This is a genomic window from Mesorhizobium sp. YIM 152430, from assembly GCF_029210365.1.
Classification (GTDB): domain Bacteria; phylum Pseudomonadota; class Alphaproteobacteria; order Rhizobiales; family Rhizobiaceae; genus Aliihoeflea.
The window spans coordinates 183,865-201,561 of sequence record NZ_JARGES010000055.1 but is presented as its reverse complement, the minus strand read 5'-3'; the positions used below and the strand labels follow the sequence as shown (position 1 = coordinate 201,561).

Here is a 17,697-nt window from a genome sequence, read left to right as displayed (position 1 = left end):
CGCCATGTTCTTTTCCAGACCGGCTGATCCCCGGTCGGTCTCGCGACCGTTTGTTGCCCTGTCGGTCTCGCGACCTCCGGCCTTGACGAGCGCGACGAGGCGCTCGCGATCATAGGCGGCGTCGAATTCGGCCAGCGCCTTGTCGGCCTCGGTTTCGAGATCGTCTCCCACCGGCACCGGATCGGCCTTGCGCCATTCGGCAAGATACGCATCGGTTTCGCCGGCGCCAGTGCGCATGGCGCACATGTCGATCGCCTCGGTGAAGCGCAGCGGCAGTTCGCGCTTGGCGTTCTGCCGCCCCTTGCGCACGATCACCTGGGCGGGGATGTCGCGCCAGTAAACGATGATGAGATCGGCCATGAAGGCTCCGTGAAATCAACCTGCCGGAGCATTGCCGCATGGCGATGAGCGCCGCTTGTTGCCGGACGACGCGGGTGCCTTCAAAAGCGACGCACCGGCATGTCGCGATCAGATGCCGAACACGGCGCTCGCTAGGAACGCGCCGGCCCCGACGACCGCGGCGATGATAGCGAGCGAAAGCGCGCCGAGGCCGAGCCCGATGGCGAGGAAGACGCCGTCCCGCTCGGACAGAGCCAGCCCGATCACCGCGACCGAAAAGGCCGGCAGCCAGTTGCCGAGCGGAATCGGCAGGAAGACGGCGACCGCAAGGACGAAGGTCGCTAGCCCGAGATAGCGGTCGGCATCGGCCGCCTCGAACGGCCAGTTGCGTGGACGGACAAGCCTTTCCAGCCATTCGAGGCGCGGAATGACATAGGTGACGGCATGGCGGAAGCGATCCGCGCCGATCGACTTGGCGAGCAGGAAGCGCGGCAGCCATGCGGACGGATAGCCCAGCATCATCTGCGCGGAAACCAGCATCAGCGGTATGCCGAGGATCAGCGTCGATCCGGGAGGCAGCGGCAGGAGATTGAGCGCGGCGAACAGGACGAGCAGCATTGCAAAGCCGCGGTCGCCCATCGAATCGCGCAATTCCTCGATCGAAACCGAGTGTTCCGATTCGGCCGCGAGTCGCCGGAATATCTGCGACAGGCGCGCCTTGCCGGCGGCCATGGCGGGCACGGGCAGCATCGCGGGACGGGCGAGTTCGTCGGTCATGTCGTCCTGATGATCATTCGCATTCGCTCGCCAAGATGGGCAGCCCTGGATGCACTACAATAGCAATGCCACAGATTTGTTGCGTGGGGATTGCGCCCTAACGCCTGAATTCGAGAATGTCGAAGGTCGATTCGTAGCGCGGCAGCGGAAACTCGATCTGCCAGCTTTCCGGCCCGGTGCGCACGGCATAGCCGACCTGATCGCTGTCGACCCCGGCACCGTATTCGGGCGCGGCGTCGCCGGCGACGAAGAAGGCGCCAAGATAGGTCAGGCGCGTGTCGCTTTGCGTGAAGAAGCGGCCGACCGTGCGCTGCGAGCCGGTGAGCTTTTCCAGCCGCCAGCCCGAACCGTCATCGGTGACGCGGCAGTCGAACCAGCCATAGACGACGAGGCTGGCGAGACCGCCGGCCTTCAGCGTGCGGCACTGCCAGTCGCCGGTGAGGTCGAAATCGGCGAAGGGAAACGTTTCGGCCGTCGCCGCCTTGCGGAACGCGGCAAGGGCCGTCTGGCTGTCGGCATCCCCGGCCTCGTCGAGAGCCCGCTGCTTGGCGCCATCAAAGGCGGCAAGGCGCTCGCGGTCGGCATCGGTGATCAGGTTCTCGATTTCGCCGGTGGCGAGCGAGGCGGTGATGGAGGAGAAGAGCGCGAGAAGCGCAAGGACGGGGCGGCGAAGCATGGGCGGTCCAATTGGCGTGTCAGGCGCCCTGATTGACCATGCCATGTGCCTTTTTGAGGGCGGGGGTCAGATCGCCATAGCCGGTATGGCGGCGCTCATAGGCGAGGCGGAGCATCTTCGCCGCGCGGATCGCCACGGCCTCGAGCGCCGGATCGTCGGTTTGCGCCAGATAAACGACTTTCTCGTAATTGCCGAAGAAGTCGCGGATCAGTTCGGGATGCCGGTCGAGACCCATCGGCTTCATGAAGAAGGCGTCGAAATGCCGGCAGAGGAAATCGGTCATGTAGAACGAAGTCATGTCCGCGTCGGCGATTGCCTCGAAGGCGGAAAGTCCCTGGTAGAAGGCAAAGCAATGCGGACCGTCGATGCGCTCGACGCCATGGGTCGCGCAGACCTTGTCTATGTCGCCGCCCGTGCCGCAGTCGGCATAGCCGACGAAGATGTTCTCGATGCCTTCCGCGCGCGCCTTGCCGATCGCGATGTCGAGGGCGGGGGCGATGCGATCAGGACGATAGTGGAACTCGGCGGGCAGGCAGGTCAGATCCAGGTGATCGAGGCGCAAGGCTTCCTTAACCGCAATGACCTCGCGCGCGATCATCCCGCAGGCGATGACGAGAACCTTTTGCGGTCTGGCGCGTTCACGGATGGAACCAGATTTTTCCATGCCACATCATTCCGGGAGCAGATCAAATGTCCAAGGCAATTTCGAGCATCGCAATCGTCTTCGCTGTCGCGGTGATGGCAAGCGGCTGTGCAAACACCATCCGCGGCGTGGGTGCGGATGCTGCCAACACGGTCGAGGCGACGCAGTCTGCCGGCCGCAACGTCTCGCGCGCGGCGAACTGAGCCGCCGCCAATCGGAACAGCGAAGGGCGCCACTGGCGCCCTTTCTCGTTTCAGACCGAAGCGCGGACGTTGTGCTTGCGCTTCATGAAGTCCTTGGCTGTTTCGACCGCCACCGCAGCGTCGCGGCAATAGGCATCGGCACCAACGGCCTTGCCGAACTCCTCGTTGAGCGGCGCGCCGCCGACGAGCACGACGAAATCGTCGCGAATGCCCTTCTCCTTCATCGTGTCGATGACGACCTTCATGTAGGGCATGGTGGTCGTGAGCAGCGCCGACATGCCGATGATGTCCGGCTGGTGTTCCTCGATCGCATTCAGATAGTTCTCGACTGGATTGTTGATGCCGAGGTCGACCACGTCGAAGCCGGCGCCCTCCATCATCATGCCGACGAGGTTCTTGCCGATATCGTGGATGTCGCCCTTGACCGTGCCAATGACCAGCTTGCCCTGCTTGGGCGCATTGGTGGCGGCGAGCAGCGGGCGCAGGATCGCCATGCCGGCCTTCATCGCATTGGCGGAGAGGAGCACTTCGGGAACGAACAGGATGCCGTCGCGAAAATCCTCGCCGACGATGCGCATTCCCTCGACCAGCGCCTCGGTGAGCACCCGGTAGGGTTCCCAGCCGCGCTCGAGCAGGATGTTGGTTCCTTCCTCGATCTCTTCCTTCAGCCCGTCATAGAGATCGTCGTGCATCTGCTGAACGAGTTCGTCGTCGGACAGTTCGGACAGGATGATTTCGTCGTCGGACATCGGGTACTCCTGAAAGGCTCGGGCAAGCGCGACTACACGCCTGATTTGTCGTGCCCAATTCATATTCTGACGGCGGCGATTTCCCATAGTCGGAATGCGACGTCGGCGGAAACGAAAACGACCGTGAAACTCAGCCGAAAACACGCAGGATTCCGTGTCGATTTTGCGACACGGTTTGGCGCGGCCAAGCCCGTTCGCAAACCGCCCTCCACTAGATTGGCGGGAAAACGTCGCGACCGGCGGCGAACGGAATAAGGACGGGTTGGACATGGACGAAAATCTCGCTCACGCGGAAGAGGCGGGCACGGGACGGCGCGGGCGCGGTGCCGGCGGCGGCGCGTCGGCACGGCGCGCGGCGCGTTCGGGCGGCGGTCCGGGCAAGACGCTGACCTACATCAAGCGCCAGGTCCCGCTCTATGAAGTGCTGAACGAGGAAGGGCTGGCGCTGATCGAGGCCAATGCCGACACGGTTCTCGAAGAAATCGGGATCGAGTTCCGCGACGATGCCGAGGCGCTGGAACTGTGGAGAGAGGCGGGGGCCGACGTGCACGGCGAGCGCGTGCATTTTCCCAAGGGGCTGTGCCGCGAGCTCTTGAAGACCGCGCCGTCCGTCTTCACCCAGCACGCGCGCAATCCCGAGCGCTCCGTCCAGATCGGCGGCGATGCGACGGTCTTCGCGCCGGTCTACGGCCCGCCCTTCGTGCGCGACCTCGACGGCAACCGCCGCTATGCGACGATCGAGGATTTCCGCAATTTCGTGAAGCTCGCCTATATGGCGCCGTCGATCCATCATTCGGGCGGAACGGTGTGCGAGCCGGTCGACATTCCGGTCAACAAGCGCCATCTCGACATGGTGTTCAGCCACATGAAGTTCTCCGACAAGCCCTTCATGGGCTCCGTCACCGCGCCGGAGCGCGCCGAGGACACGGTGGCGATGGCGAAGATCCTGTTCGGCGATAAATTCGTCGACGAGAACACGGTCATCATCAACCTGATCAACGCCAACTCGCCGATGGTCTTCGACGAAACCATGCTGGGCGCGGCAAAGGTCTATGCGCGCGCCAACCAGGCGACGATCATCACACCCTTCATCCTGGCCGGCGCGATGAGCCCGGTGACGGTGGCCGGCACGCTGACGCAGGTTCTGGCCGAGGTGCTCGCCGGCGCCTCCTTTACGCAATTGGTGCGGCCGGGCGCGCCGGTGCTTTTCGGCACCTTCGCCTCGTCGATCTCGATGCAGTCCGGCGCGCCGACCTTCGGCACGCCGGAGCCGACGCTGGTTTCATACGGCGCGGGCCAGCTCGCGCGCCGGCTCGGCCTGCCCTTCCGCACCGGCGGATCGCTCTGCGCCTCCAAGGTGCCGGATGCGCAGGCGGCGTATGAGAGCGCCAACACGCTGAACTCGACCGTTCTGGCCGGCACGAATTTCGTGCTGCACGCCGCCGGCTGGCTCGAAGGCGGGCTCGCCTCCTGCTACGAGAAGTTCATGATGGATGTCGACCAGCTTGGAATGCAGCAGAAGTTCGCCGCCGGCGTCGATCTTTCGGAAAACGGACAGGCACTGGATGCGATCCGCGAAGTCGGTCCCGGCAGCCATTATCTCGGCTGCGCGCATACGCAGGCGAATTTCCAGTCCGCGTTCTACCGCTCGTCGATCGCCGACAACAATTCCTACGAACAATGGCTGGCCGAGGGCGAGAAGACCGCGCCGCAGCGCGCGAACGACCTCGCGCGCCGCTGGCTCGACACCTATGAGGCGCCATTTCTCGATCCTGGCATCGAGGACGGGCTGAAGGACTTCATGGGAAAGAAGAAGGAGTCCATGCCCGACGCCTTCACTTGAAAGGAGCCCGTGACAGGCCGGGCTAAAGTGGCCGACATCATTCACAAGGAAGTCTGGCGCTCGGCGATGCGAGGGCCGGACGGGAAGGGGTGATGCTTGGTGTCGTGGCTGGAACGGGAGCGACGACGCAGGGTGCAGGTTTTTCGCGGCTCAGCCACGTGATGACCGAGAGCATTTCCACCTTATTATCGTCCTCAGGTCTCATCTTGCGTGGCGGATTCAACTTCGAGACCGGCGAGGATGCGCCGGCGCAGGCGGTTCTGCTCATCGGCCACGGCGGAGCGGAGTATTGGACGCACTTTCAGGCGTGGCAGGCTCGGAACGAAGGCGTTGCCGATCCGCTCGACTCCTGGTCGCGCCATGTCATCGATGAAGCTGCAAATGCGCTCGGCGCGCGGGCGGTCTATCCCAGCGACTGGCCATACCTGCCGTTCCAGCAATGGGCGATGCGGGCGGAAGGATTGAAACCGTCGCCGCTCGGCATATTGATGCACCCGGAGTTCGGATTGTGGCACGCCTATCGCGGGGCGCTGCTGCTCGATCGCGCGCTGGCGTTCGGGGAGGCGCCGAGGGCGCGGCATCTTTGTGATGAATGCCGGAAGAAGCCGTGTTTGGCGGTTTGCCCGGTGGGGGCGTTCGACGCGGACGGATATGATGTCGGGGCGTGCCGGGGCCATGTCCGCGCGGACGGTGCGACCTGTCGCGGGCAGGGCTGCATCGCGCGCAATGCCTGCCCGCACGATGCGTATCGCTATCCCGCTGTGGTGCAGGCGTTTCACATGGATGCGTTCTTGCGGGCTTGAGTTTTTCAACGGTTCCAGAAGATCGGCGTGAAGATCACTAGGACGGCCAGGATTTCGAGCCGGCCCATCAGCATGGCGAGGGCGAGAATCCATTTGGCCGTCTCGGGGACCGTCGCGAAATTGCCGACCGGTCCAATGACGTCGCCAAGGCCGGGGCCGACGTTGGTGAGTGCCGTCAGGGCACCCGACATGGCGCTGATGAAATCGAGCCCCGTCGCCGACAGGAGGATCGTCGTGATCAGCCACAGGATGAAGAACGAGGCGATGAAGAGGACGACGGCGCGCTGCATGGCGTCGTCGACAGGGCGGTCGCCATAGCGCACGCTTTGCACCGTGTTGGGATAGACGAGGCGGCGCAGGCCGTTCAGCACCAGTTCGAACAGGATCAGGAAGCGGTAAGCCTTGATGCCGCCGGTGGTCGAGCCCGAGCAGCCGCCGAGGAACATGGCGACGAAGGCGCAGGCGAAGGCGAACGGACCCCAGGCCGTATAGTCCGAACTTGCGTAGCCCGTCGTCGTGATGATCGACATGAAATTGAAGGCCGAATGCGTCAGCGCGTCGATGAAGGCGATGTCGCTCGACAGGCGCACATAGATCGTCACGGCCAGAATGAAGATCAGCACATAGCCTGCAAAGACTCGCAATTGCGGATCGCGCAGGGAATCGATGCGCCCGCGCGTCAGGAGCAGGATGACGATGGCGAAGGGCAGGGCGCCGATGAACATGAAGACGGTGGCGATCCACAGCACCGGCAAATTGTCGTCGTAGAAGGCCATGGATGAATCATGGGTCGAGAAGCCGGCGGTCGATATGGTCGTCAGCGCGTGGTTGACGGCATTGAAGCCGGTCATGCCGGCGGCCGCATAGCAGATGGCGCAGATGACCGTGAGCGCGACATAGATCGCGATCAGGTTCGCCGTATAGGTCGAGAACCGCTCGAAGGGCCGGTCCGAAATGTCGGAGGATTCGATTTTGAAATAGGAGACGCCGCCGACATTGAGGAAGGGCAGGACGAAAAGGCCGAGCGCGATGACGCCGAGCCCGCCGATCCATTGCAGGAGCGAGCGCCAGATCAGGATGCCGGGCGGCAGGGAATCAAGGCCCGTCAGGACAGTTGCGCCCGTTGTAGTGATGCCGGAAACCGATTCGAACACGGCATCGGTGAGCGATATTTCCAGCGACGAGGTGAGGAAAGGAATGGCGCCGACGATGCATGTCGTCAGCCAGAGAAGATTGACGACGAAGAAGCCGAAGCGCGCCGAAAGAACCGGGGGGCGCCCCTGCGTCGCCGCCGCCACGGCCAGCGCCAGCCCGCCGGTCAGGACCGCGGAGAATGCGAAGACCTGCCAATCCTCATTGCCGAAATAAAGGTCCACGCCAGCCGGGATGAACATGGCGAGGGACAGATAGATGGCGAAGATCGCCGCGATGTGGATCGCGGTGCGAATGGCGAGATACTGCACGTCTTCCCCGTCTTGACCCCTTGAAGCGGCGCGACAGTGGCTTCCGCGCACCGAATATGCAATAGCGCGGCTGACGCGCCAACAGACAAAGACCCGCAGGAAGGCTGAAGCCCTTGCACCGTGACTTCAAGGACGCCGTTCGCCAGGCAACCGAGGCCATGCGCGCGCTCTTTCCCGAGACGCCGTTGCAGGAGAATGCGTATCTGTCGAAAAAGACCGGCGCGCGCATCTTCCTCAAGCGCGAAGATCTGTCGCCGGTGCGCTCCTACAAGATCCGCGGTGCATTCAACTTCTTCCGCAAGGTTCTGGAAGCGGGTTCGGGACCGGAGGTGTTCGTCTGCGCTTCGGCGGGCAACCACGCGCAGGGCTTTGCCTATGTGTGCCGGCATCTTTCCAAGCGCGGCGTCATCTTCATGCCGGTGACGACGCCGCAGCAGAAGATCGACAAGACGCGCCTCTTCGGCGGCGAGTTCGTCGAAATTCGCCTGACCGGAGACTATTTCGACGCCTGCTACCGCGCCGCGCAGGCTTTCGCCGCCGGGACGGGCGGGCTGATGGTGCCGCCCTTCGACCATGAAGACATCATCGAAGGACAGGCGAGCGTCGCGCAGGAGATCGAGGCGCAGCTTCCCGGCGACGTTCGCGCCGACCTGATCGTGCTGCCGGTCGGCGGCGGCGGGCTCGCGGCAGGTGTCACGCACTATCTCGCCGATGCCGGGACACAGTTTCTCTTTGCCGAGCCGGTCGGCGCGTCGAGCCTGCATTCGAGCCTGAGCGAAGGTCGGCGCGTGCGGTTGCCCCAGGTCGACAATTTCGTCGACGGGGCGTCGGTGGCGGAGATCGGCGAGGCGAATTTCGCGGCGCTGTCGCATTTTTCGCCGGTCGATGTGACGCGCATTCCGGAAAACCGCGTCTGCGCGACGATCATCGAGATGCTGAATGTCGAGGGCGTCGTGCTGGAGCCGGCCGGCGCGCTGGCGATCGACGCGCTGAAGGATCTGCGGCCTGACGAAATCGCCGGGAAGACGATCGTCCTCGTCGTCTCGGGCGGCAATTTCGATTTCGAGCGCCTGCCGGACGTCAAGGAACGGGCGCTGCGCTTCGAAGGCTTGAAGAAATATTTCGTCTTCCGCTTTCCCCAGCGTCCCGGCGCGCTGCGCGATTTCCTCGACCTGCTCGGCCCGGAGGACGACATCGCCCGGTTCGAGTATCTGAAAAAATCCGCGCGCAATTTCGGCTCCGTGCTGATCGGCATCGAGACGAAGAACCCGGCCAATTTTGCGGTTCTCGCCGAAAAATTCGAGGCGGCAGGATGGACCTATCAGGACATCACGGACAATGAGACGATCGCCGGTCTGGTGATCTGATTTTGCACCGCAGCAAGTTTCGGTTGCATTTGGCAGCGAACAGGGCCATATGAGCCTCACGAGGCGCTTGGGCCGGACTTTCCGGCTTTCCCGAATACGGACTGGTTGCGTCTTTGCCTTGTCTCATTTTCAAGGCAAGCCCGCGGATGACCGCGGCGACGACAGCGCAGTCGCGCGGGCCCGCAGGGTCTGCCGCCTTGTCGATCCCATTTTGACATATCGCACGCAGGTTGCGCCCTGCGGCATTGAATTTTGCGCCCGGAACGTTCCGCGCGCCAGAAAGAAGACTGTTTTGACGACTGAAAACCAAACCATCGCCGCGACCAGCGGTTTCGGCCCCCTCGGCATCGAAGGCAAGCTGCTCGAAAGCGCTGCCCGCGCCGGGTTCGTCGAGCCCAAGCCGATCCAGGTCGCGGCCATTCCCGCGCAGATCGCGGGCAAGGACATTCTGGGCGTCGCCCAGACCGGTTCCGGCAAGACGGCCGCGTTCGCGCTGCCGATCCTCAAGCACATCGCTGCGCTCGGCGACAAGCGCAAGCCCAAGACCTGCCGTGCGCTCATCCTCGCGCCGACGCGCGAACTCGCCGTGCAGATCGAAGAGACGGTCCGCGCCATCTCCAAGGGCCTCCACATCTCGACGGGCCTGGTGCTCGGCGGCGTGTCGCGCGGCAGCCAGGTCAAGCGCATGGCGCAGGGCATCGACATTCTCGTCGCCACGCCCGGCCGCCTGACCGACCTCGTTCGCCAGAACGAGATCGTGCTTGCTGAAACCCGCTGGCTCGTTCTCGACGAGGCCGACCGGATGCTCGACATGGGCTTCATCAACGACGTGAAGAAAATCGCCCGTGCGACGCACCCGAAGCGCCAGACCGCGCTCTTCTCGGCCACCATGCCGAATGAGATCGAGCAGCTCGCCCGCGGCATCCTCAAGGACCCGGTCCATGTCGAGGTCGCGCCGCAGGGCACGACGGCGGCCGAAATCCACCAGAGCGTCGTGATGGCGCGCTTGAAGCAGAAGCGCGACGTGCTGTCGACCATGCTGAAGGACGAGGCGATGTCGCGCGTCATCATCTTCGCGCGCACCAAGCACGGCGCCGACCGCGTCACCCGCGATCTCGTGCGCGACGGGTTCGAGGCGGCCGTCATCCACGGCAACAAGTCGCAGAACGCCCGCCAGCGAGCGCTCAACGGCTTCCGCGATGGTGAGGTCCGCATTCTGGTGGCGACCGACATCGCCGCGCGCGGCATCGACGTTCCGAACATCACCCATGTGGTGAATTTCGACCTACCGGACGAGGCGGAAAGCTATGTCCACCGCATCGGCCGGACCGGCCGCAACGGCGCGGACGGCATCGCGATCACGCTTTGCGATCCGTCCGAGGGCTCCAAGCTGCGTCAGGTCGAGAAGATCATCCGCATGAAGCTGCCGATCGCGGCCGATCATCTCGGCCTGGCCGACCCGGTGCAGCGCAAGTCCGAGCCGCTGGCCGAGGAGCGCGAAAATCGCCGTCCGGCAAATGCCAATGGCAAGCCGCGCCAGGGCCGCAATCCCGGCTTCGGCCAGGGTGCGGGCAAGCCGGCAGAGGGCCAGAAGCGGCCCTTCCGCGCCAAGCGCCGTGGCCCAAGCAATGGCGGTGGTTCGCGCCGCGCTGCCTGATTGCGCCTAACGGGTTAATCAACTAATCGGTTTCCCGTCGGCCGGTGGCCGCACCAATGAAAGTCGACGGGAAACGCTTCATGGCTGGCTTGGCCGCTCTTGCGATCGCCTATGTGCTGTCGCAATTCTACCGCTCGTTTCTGGCGGTCCTCACCCCGGTTCTGGGTTCCGAACTCGGGGCGAGCAATACCGACCTTTCGCTCGCGTCGGGCGCGTGGTTCGCATCGTTCTCGGCGATGCAGTTCGTCGTCGGCGTGTGCCTCGACAAATACGGCCCCAAGCGCACGGCCGCCGTCCTGCTCGCCATCGGCGGCGGGGGCGGGGCGTTTCTCTTCGCCTTCGCCACCCAGCCCTGGATGGTGATCACGGCGATGGCGCTGATCGGCGTGGGCTGCGCGCCGGTGCTGATGGCCTCGGTCTTCATTTTCGCCCACACCTATTCGGCCGCGCGACTGGCGATCCTCACCTCCTGGCTCGTCGCCTTCGGTTCGCTCGGTAATGTCGTCGGCGCCTCGCCGCTGGCCGCTGCCGCCGATGCGTTCGGCTGGCGCCCGGTGATGATGGGGCTCGGCGTCGTCACGCTTCTCACCGCCGCTTCCATCATGGTGTTCCTGCGCGATCCGCACCGCGACGCGGGCTCGTCCGCGGGCGTCGGTTTTTCCGGCTATCTCGAACTCTTCAAGATTCGCGTTCTGTGGGCGCTCTTTCCGCTCACCGCTATCAACTACGCCGCGGCCGCGGGCATCCGCGGCCTTTGGGCCGGCCCCTATCTGGCCGACGTCTATGGCGCCGATGCGCTGATGATCGGGCAGGTCACGCTGTTCATGGCGCTTGCGATGGTGGCCGGCGGGTTCATCTACGGGCCGCTCGACACGATCTTCCGCACGCGCAAATGGGTGGCGATCGTCGGCAATTCGCTGAGCCTTGCCGTCCTCGTCTATCTCGCACTCAATCCGGTCACCAGCATCGCCCAGACGACGCTCATCTTCGTCATGATCGGCGTGACCGGGGCCGCCTACGGGCTCCTGATGGCGCATGGCCGCGCTTTCCTGCCGGCGCACCTGACCGGGCGCGGCGTGACGCTCCTCAACTTCTTCTCGATCGGCGGGGTCGGCGTCATGCAGTTCGCGACCGGGCCCATCGTCTCGGCCAATGCCGTCGCGGGCCAGCCGGAGGCGGGCTATGCGGCGCTCTTCGCCTTCTATGCCGCGATGCTGGCGATCTCGCTTTTCATCTATCTGTTCGTGCGCGACGCGAAACCGGAACGGGCAAAGCTCACGACGGCTTAAAGCGCGTTCTCGCGCAGCCAGTTGACGGTCGTTTCGATGATCAGTTCGTTAGTCTGCGGTGAGAGCGCGTCGCCGGCGATGACGTGGTTCTGCGGATCGCCGGAGCTTTCGATGAGCAGGCTGTCGGCAAGAGCCCCCCAGCGCGCGGCGATATCCGCCGTCACATCGGCGTCGACGATCCGGTCGGCCGCCGAATAGATGAAGAAGGCGGGGATGCCTATTTCCTCGACGGGCGCATCATGCGCAAGTTTGGTCAGTGCGGCCATCGGCAGGATCGCTTCGGTCGGGTAGCGCGGGGTCCACAGGCGGCCATGTGCCTCGTTGCGCGGCGTGAACTGGCGTTCGGGGCCACTGGCAAGGCGCGCGATCCGGCCGCCCCAGGGGCCGGTGAGAAGCCGGGTGCCGGCCGCGCGGACGCGGTAGTTCGGCGAGACCAGGACCAGCGCTGCGACATCCTCCGACAGTTCGGCGCGCGTTGCCGCCCAGGTCGCAAGGCCGGCGCCCGTCGAGGTGGCGACGACGACGACCCGTTCGCCCAGCCTGCGACCGATCTCGATCGCCTCGGCATAGTCGTTGATCCAGGCATTGACGCTGGCCGTCGCCATCGCGGCGCCGTCCTGTCCGTGGCCGGTCAGGCGGGTGAAGAAGAGATTGGCATCGAGACGCGACGCGATCTCGTCGGGGACGGGCCGGATCTCGCCGCTCGATGCGGAAAAGCCGTGGACATAGACGATGGCGAGCGGCGTGCGCGCCTTCGACATCGGGAACGCCCAGACGATTTCCTTGGCGAGATCGGGACGCAGGTTCGGGACTTCGCGCTCGCGACCCGCCAGATAGGCTTCGACATCTTCGCCCATAATCGCGGGATCGAAGCTCAAAGCTGTGTCGACGGCAACGCGCGGACCTGCAAAAAATGCGACCGCGCCGATTGCGGCCGCAAGAAGAACCGCGACGATCGCCCACATCCAACGCCTGCCTTTTCCCGAAGCCGCTTTCGTCGCCATGCCACTTGCCTCATTGATCGAAACCGAATGTGCCTTTTCGGCGTAAACATCAACAGTCCCGCATCGTCCGAAAGTTCTGCATGTCCCTTCCGGCGTCCCGCCTCGTCCTCTACGCGCTGCCGGCGGTCCCGCTCGCGGCGCTGACGCTGCCGCTCTACATCATCGTGCCGACCTTCTATTCGGAGACCTTGGGCCTGTCGCTTGCCGCTGTGGGGACTGCGTTGCTCGTCGTGCGCCTGTTCGATGCGTTCAACGATCCGCTCGTGGGATGGGCGGCGGATCGCTGGCGCCCCGGCATGGGTCGGCGGCGCGCGACATTCCTTGTCTCGCTGCCGATTGCAGCGCTCGCTGCACTGATGCTGTTCTGGCCGCCCGTCGATGCGGGGCCGGGCCATCTGGTCTTCTGGGGCGCGGTTCTTTCACTCGGCTATACGGCCGCGATCATTCCGCTCACCTCCTGGGGGGCGGAGATGGCGGGGGACTACCGCGAGCGGGCGCGGGTGGCGGGCTTTCGCGAGGGGTTTACGCTTGGCGGCACGCTCATCGCCATCGCGCTGCCCTTCGCCATCGGCATGGAAACCGTGGAGGGCCTGCACGGCCTTGCCGGGCTGGGGATCGCCGTCGCCATCCTGCTTGTGCTTCTTGGCGGGCTCACCGTCTGGCGGGTTCCCGAGCCGCGCGAATATTCGCGCACGCGGCTCGATCTGCGCGACGGCCTTGGCCATATGACGCGCAATCGGCCCTTCGTCCGTCTGATCGCGGCGTTCCTCATCAACGGGCTCGCCAACGGCATTCCCGCGACGCTCTTCCTCTATTTCGTTTCGGACCGGCTCGGCCTGCCGGAGTTGCGCGGGCCGCTGCTGTTCATCTATTTCCTTGCCGGCATTGCCGGAATGCCGCTGGCGCTTATGGCTGCGCGAAGGCTAGGCAAGCATCGCGCCTGGTGCGTGGCGATGCTCTTCACCTGCGCCGTCTTCGCCTTCGCGCCGCTGATCGGGGAGGGCAACTGGCCGGCCTTCGCCGCGCTGTCGGTCGCGACGGGGCTAATGCTCGGCTTCGATCTCGCGCTGCCGGCGGCGATCCAGGCGGATGTCATCGACGTCGACACGGCATCATCGGGCGAGCAGCGGTCGGGGCTCTATTTCGCGGCCTGGAGTCTGGCGACCAAGCTGTCGCTGGCGCTCGCCGTCGGCCTTGCCTTTCCTCTGCTGCAATCGTTCGGGTTCGAGGCAGGCGGCGACAATGATGCGCGGGCGCTGACGGCCCTTGCCGTGACCTACGCCTGGGTGCCGGTGGCGCTCAAGCTCGGGGCGATCGGCCTGATGTGGAACTTCCCGCTCGACGAGACGGCGCAACGCGATTTGAGGTCGCGGATCGAGGCTACCGGCTGACCATCTTGCGCTTGTCCTTGCCGGAAGCGACGCGACGCTTGTCCCAGCCGGTCACGCGCTTGACGAGGCGATAATAAAGCGAATCCGGAAGGTAGCCGAACACCTTGAGAACATAGGACAATCGACGCGGGAAGGAGACCTCGAAACCACCTGTCTTCAGGCCCTCGACATAGCGCGCGCCGGCATCCTCGACTTTCATCAAAGCAGGCATAGGGAACTTGTTCTTGGCGGTCAGTGGCGTGTCGACGAAGCCGGGATTGAACATCTGGATGCGGATGTTCTGCTTGTCGAAATCGTATTTCAGGCTGCGCGCCATGCTGTTCAGCGCCGCCTTGGTGGCGCCGTAGGCGGCGGCGGAGGGCAGGCCGAAATAGGCCGTGACCGAGCCGGTTATCGCGATCTGGCCGAAGCCGCGGTCACGCATCCGGTCGGCCACCGGCACGAGGCCGTTGACGACGCCGAACAGGTTGACGGTGAAAGTGCCGTGGAAGTTCGCCAATTCCAGCCGCTCGCCGATCGTCGGCGAATAGGTGCCGGCATTGAAGATGGCGAGCACGATGGGCCCGAGTTCGCGCTCGATACGCTGGACGGTCCGTTCCATGGCGTCTGCATCGGTGACGTCGCAGGCCATCGGCACGACCCGTCCCTTGAGCCCGCTTGCAGCCTGCGACACTTCTTCCAGCTTGTCGTCATCGCGCGCGGTGATGGCGACGACATAGCCGTCCCGCGCGAGGTCGATCGCGACCTGGCGGCCGATGCCGGTCGAGGCGCCGGTGATCCAGGCGACGCCGTCTTCGGGGCGGGCGCGGTAGAGCGTCATCGGTGAGAACCTTCGATTGATGGGATCAGGCGCCGAGAATGTCGGTCAGCCTCTGGCCGAGCGGCCCGGTGAAGCGCAGCGGGGCGTCGGTGATCGCAAAGCCGATGCAGGGACTTTCCTTTTCCGCGATCGGTCGATGGTCGACGGCCTCGTTGGCGATCGAGATGTCGCCACGGCCATAACGGCCGAAAATGTCGATGAAGGCGCCGTCGAGAACCAGCGTCAGTTCCTGTCCTTCATGGGTGTGGGCGGGAATCTTGCGGCCCGGCTTGATCCAGAACAGGCTGGCATGACAACCATCGACATCCATCTCATATTCGCGAAAGCCGGGCATCTTGGTGCGCCATGGCACCTCGTCGGCGTCGAAACCGACGAAATCGCGCAAGGCGGTCGGGAAGATACTCGTCGAGGGCCGGCGGATCGCTTCGGTCGGCGGCGTGCTGCCGAAGATCGACGACAGGCGCTGCGCGCGGTCGGTCATCGGCTGCGGCTCGGCGTCCTGCAATGTTTCGGCGGCGAGTTCTTCGAGGCCGGCGACGAGGTTGCGATTGGTGCTCGTTATTTCGAGATGCGACTGGACGAGGATGTGAGCGGGGTAGGGAAGCGTGCCCGCCGCGTAACGCGCCATCAGCGCGTCGATCGTCTCGATGGTTTCTGCGGTCATTTCAAGCCCCGACTGCGTTGCCCTGGTTCAATTCGGCTCCCGACTCTTCAGATTGCGGATTTTCCGCTTGTTTTCCCAAGATACGGCCCTAAGCGCAATCCGGATCACTGTTTCGGGTCGACAATGCGGCCGTGGCGAACAGTTTTTCATCGCGCGGCACCGAGCGCGAAATTCCGTCCTTGAAAGCTTTCCGCAGGGTTTCTAGTTTCGCGGGCAGCAATTCTAAGGATCAATCCATGGACCGTTCAGTCATCGACGTCATCGGCAACACGCCGCTGATCAAGCTCAAGCGCGCGTCGGAGGAAACCGGCTGCACCATTCTGGGCAAGGCCGAGTTCATGAATCCGGGCCAATCGGTCAAGGATCGCGCCGGGCTCTTCATCATCCGCGATGCGGAGAAGAAGGGCCTGCTGCGGCCGGGCGGCGTCATCGTCGAGGGCACGGCGGGCAATACCGGCATCGGGCTGACGGTCGTCGCCAAGGCGCTCGGCTACCGCACCGTCATCGTCATTCCCGACACGCAAAGCCAGGAGAAGAAGGACGCGCTGCGGGTGCTCGGCGCCGAACTGATCGAGGTTCCGGCGGTGCCCTACAAGAACCCGAACAACTACGTGAAAGTCTCGGGCCGGCTTGCCGAGCAGCTTGCGAAGACCGAGCCGAACGGCGCGATCTGGGCCAACCAGTTCGACAACATTGCCAATCGCGAAGGCCATATCGAAACGACGGCGATGGAAATCTGGGACCAGACCGAGGGCAAGGTCGACGGCTTCGTCTCGGCGGTCGGGACAGGCGGCACGCTTGCGGGCGTCGCGGCGGGGCTGCGCATGAAGTCCAACGGCGTCAAGATCGCGCTTGCCGACCCGCTCGGTGCGGCGCTTCATTCTTATTACACGAACGGCGAGTTGAAATCCGAAGGCTCGTCGATCACCGAGGGTATCGGACAGGGGCGCGTCACCGCCAACCTCGAAGGCTTCCAGCCCGATTTCTCGTTCCAGGTTCCCGATGACGAGGCGCTGCCGATCGTTTTCGATCTCGTGCAGGAAGAGGGCATGTGCCTCGGCGGCTCGTCCGGCATCAACATTGCCGGCGCGATCTGGCTCGCCAGAGAAATGGGGCCGGGCCATACGATCGTGACCATCCTCTGCGACTACGGCACGCGCTACCAGTCGAAGATGTTCAATCCGGATTTCCTGCGCTCCAAGAACCTGCCGGTGCCGGGCTGGATGGAGGAGAAATCCACCATCTCCGTGCCGTTCGAGGATGTCGCCTGATGGCGGTGACGGAAGCGCTTTTCCGCGAGGATGCCTATCTGCGCGAGACCGAGGCGAAGGTTCTCGGCGTCAATGACCGCGGCGGCGTTCTGTTCGACCGGACGATCTTCTACGCGACATCGGGCGGCCAGCCCGGCGACACCGGCCGCATCGTCCGGGCAAATGGCGAGACGGTCGAAATCGCCGGAACGATCACCGGCGAAACCAAGGACGAGATCATCCACTTGCCGGCGCCAAACCAGCCGGTCTTTGAGGCGGGCGAGACGGTGACGCTTCGGATCGACTGGGACCGGCGTTTCAATCTGATGCGGATGCACACGGCCTGCCATCTGCTGACCGTCATCTGCCCCTATCCGATTACCGGCGCGGCGGTTTCCGAAGAGGACAGCCGCGTCGATTTCGACCTGCCTGATGCGGGGTTCACCAAGGAAGAGGTGACGGCGAGATTGCGGGAACTGATCGCGGCGGATCATCCTGTCTCGACGCGCTGGATCGGCGATGACGAACTGGCGGCCAATCCGTCACTCGTCAAATCCAAGAACGTGCGCCCGCCGACCGGATCGGGGCGAATCCGGCTGGTGCTGATCGGCGAAAACGGCACGATCGACAGCCAGCCCTGCGGCGGGACGCATGTGCGCTCATTGGGCGAGATCGGTGCGATACATGTCGGGAAGATCGAGAAAAAGGGCCGCGAAAACCGCAGGTTTCGGCTGCGTTTCGGGCCACTTCCAGCTTGAA

At 64.3% G+C, this 17,697-nt stretch carries 17 protein-coding genes and 1 pseudogene; 9 read left to right on the top strand and 9 right to left on the bottom strand.

The window, feature by feature from the left end; all coding sequences use genetic code 11:
• Positions 1–66: 66 nt before the first annotated feature.
• The 4 genes and pseudogenes from PZ895_RS17515 to PZ895_RS17500 all read right to left on the bottom strand — a co-directional run.
• Positions 67–360 (bottom strand): annotated as a pseudogene (locus tag PZ895_RS17515) (virulence factor); the annotation flags it as partial.
• A 108-nt stretch (positions 361–468) separates the two neighbouring features.
• Positions 469–1,116, bottom strand: a complete 648-nt coding sequence (locus tag PZ895_RS17510) for an exopolysaccharide biosynthesis protein (RefSeq protein ID WP_275840261.1) — start codon at positions 1,114–1,116, stop codon at positions 469–471.
• A gap of 97 nt (positions 1,117–1,213) precedes the next feature.
• A complete protein-coding gene (locus tag PZ895_RS17505; RefSeq protein ID WP_275840260.1) occupies positions 1,214–1,792 on the bottom strand; it encodes a DUF4893 domain-containing protein in 579 nt (192 codons plus the stop codon).
• 19 nt (positions 1,793–1,811) lie between these two features.
• On the bottom strand, positions 1,812–2,456 hold the full coding sequence (locus PZ895_RS17500; RefSeq protein ID WP_275840259.1) for a DUF1638 domain-containing protein: 645 nt from the start codon (positions 2,454–2,456) through the stop codon (positions 1,812–1,814).
• A 26-nt stretch (positions 2,457–2,482) separates the two neighbouring features.
• On the opposite strand from PZ895_RS17500, the gene PZ895_RS17495 reads away from it, so the two are divergent.
• Positions 2,483–2,638 (top strand): entericidin, encoded by a 156-nt coding sequence (locus PZ895_RS17495; RefSeq protein WP_275840258.1) that lies wholly within the window; start codon positions 2,483–2,485, stop codon positions 2,636–2,638.
• 50 nt (positions 2,639–2,688) lie between these two features.
• On the opposite strand, the gene PZ895_RS17490 is transcribed toward PZ895_RS17495, so the two are convergent.
• Positions 2,689–3,387: a B12-binding domain-containing protein gene (locus PZ895_RS17490; RefSeq protein ID WP_275840257.1), complete on the bottom strand. Its 699-nt coding sequence runs from the start codon at positions 3,385–3,387 to the stop codon at positions 2,689–2,691.
• Positions 3,388–3,655: 268 nt separating this feature from the next.
• Here PZ895_RS17490 and PZ895_RS17485 point away from each other — a divergent pair, with 268 nt between their 5' ends.
• Together PZ895_RS17485 and PZ895_RS17480 are read left to right on the top strand one after the other, a co-directional pair.
• Positions 3,656–5,230 (top strand): trimethylamine methyltransferase family protein, encoded by a 1,575-nt coding sequence (locus PZ895_RS17485; RefSeq protein WP_275840256.1) that lies wholly within the window; start codon positions 3,656–3,658, stop codon positions 5,228–5,230.
• 92 nt (positions 5,231–5,322) lie between these two features.
• Entirely contained in the window at positions 5,323–6,033 is a 711-nt protein-coding gene (locus PZ895_RS17480) for a hypothetical protein (protein WP_345803535.1), read from the top strand.
• A 5-nt stretch (positions 6,034–6,038) separates the two neighbouring features.
• On the opposite strand, the gene PZ895_RS17475 is transcribed toward PZ895_RS17480, so the two are convergent.
• Complete coding sequence (locus PZ895_RS17475) at positions 6,039–7,496, bottom strand: TrkH family potassium uptake protein (protein WP_275840255.1); 1,458 nt, start codon at positions 7,494–7,496, stop codon at positions 6,039–6,041.
• Positions 7,497–7,609: 113 nt separating this feature from the next.
• On the opposite strand from PZ895_RS17475, the gene ilvA reads away from it, so the two are divergent.
• The 3 genes from ilvA to PZ895_RS17460 all read left to right on the top strand — a co-directional run bounded on the left by ilvA (position 7,610) and on the right by PZ895_RS17460 (position 11,809).
• Positions 7,610–8,863, top strand: coding sequence for a threonine ammonia-lyase IlvA (gene ilvA, locus PZ895_RS17470; protein ID WP_275840254.1), 1,254 nt, complete (start codon positions 7,610–7,612; stop codon positions 8,861–8,863).
• A gap of 292 nt (positions 8,864–9,155) precedes the next feature.
• Positions 9,156–10,520 carry a DEAD/DEAH box helicase gene (locus PZ895_RS17465; protein WP_275840253.1) on the top strand — a complete coding sequence of 455 codons (1,365 nt, stop codon included), beginning with the start codon at positions 9,156–9,158 and terminating at the stop codon, positions 10,518–10,520.
• 80 nt (positions 10,521–10,600) lie between these two features.
• Complete coding sequence (locus PZ895_RS17460; protein WP_275840252.1) at positions 10,601–11,809, top strand: MFS transporter; 1,209 nt, start codon at positions 10,601–10,603, stop codon at positions 11,807–11,809.
• Here the strand turns inward: PZ895_RS17460 and PZ895_RS17455 are convergent.
• Positions 11,806–12,813, bottom strand: coding sequence for an alpha/beta fold hydrolase (locus PZ895_RS17455; protein WP_275840251.1), 1,008 nt, complete (start codon positions 12,811–12,813; stop codon positions 11,806–11,808). The genes PZ895_RS17460 and PZ895_RS17455 overlap by 4 nt on opposite strands.
• Positions 12,814–12,893: 80 nt before the next feature.
• Here PZ895_RS17455 and PZ895_RS17450 point away from each other — a divergent pair, with 80 nt between their 5' ends.
• Positions 12,894–14,204: an MFS transporter gene (locus tag PZ895_RS17450; protein WP_275840250.1), complete on the top strand. Its 1,311-nt coding sequence runs from the start codon at positions 12,894–12,896 to the stop codon at positions 14,202–14,204.
• Here the strand turns inward: PZ895_RS17450 and PZ895_RS17445 are convergent.
• Together PZ895_RS17445 and PZ895_RS17440 are read right to left on the bottom strand one after the other, a co-directional pair.
• Positions 14,194–15,024 (bottom strand): SDR family NAD(P)-dependent oxidoreductase, encoded by an 831-nt coding sequence (locus PZ895_RS17445; RefSeq protein ID WP_275840249.1) that lies wholly within the window; start codon positions 15,022–15,024, stop codon positions 14,194–14,196. The genes PZ895_RS17450 and PZ895_RS17445 overlap by 11 nt on opposite strands.
• A 25-nt stretch (positions 15,025–15,049) precedes the next feature.
• Positions 15,050–15,688, bottom strand: coding sequence for a ChrR family anti-sigma-E factor (locus tag PZ895_RS17440; RefSeq protein ID WP_275840248.1), 639 nt, complete (start codon positions 15,686–15,688; stop codon positions 15,050–15,052).
• A gap of 236 nt (positions 15,689–15,924) precedes the next feature.
• On the opposite strand from PZ895_RS17440, the gene PZ895_RS17435 reads away from it, so the two are divergent.
• Entirely contained in the window at positions 15,925–16,959 is a 1,035-nt protein-coding gene (locus tag PZ895_RS17435) for a cysteine synthase A (RefSeq protein ID WP_275840247.1), read from the top strand.
• Positions 16,956–17,696 (top strand): alanyl-tRNA editing protein, encoded by a 741-nt coding sequence (locus PZ895_RS17430; RefSeq protein WP_275840292.1) that lies wholly within the window; start codon positions 16,956–16,958, stop codon positions 17,694–17,696. The genes PZ895_RS17435 and PZ895_RS17430 overlap by 4 nt, the downstream gene beginning before the upstream one ends.
• Position 17,697: the final 1 nt, after the last annotated feature.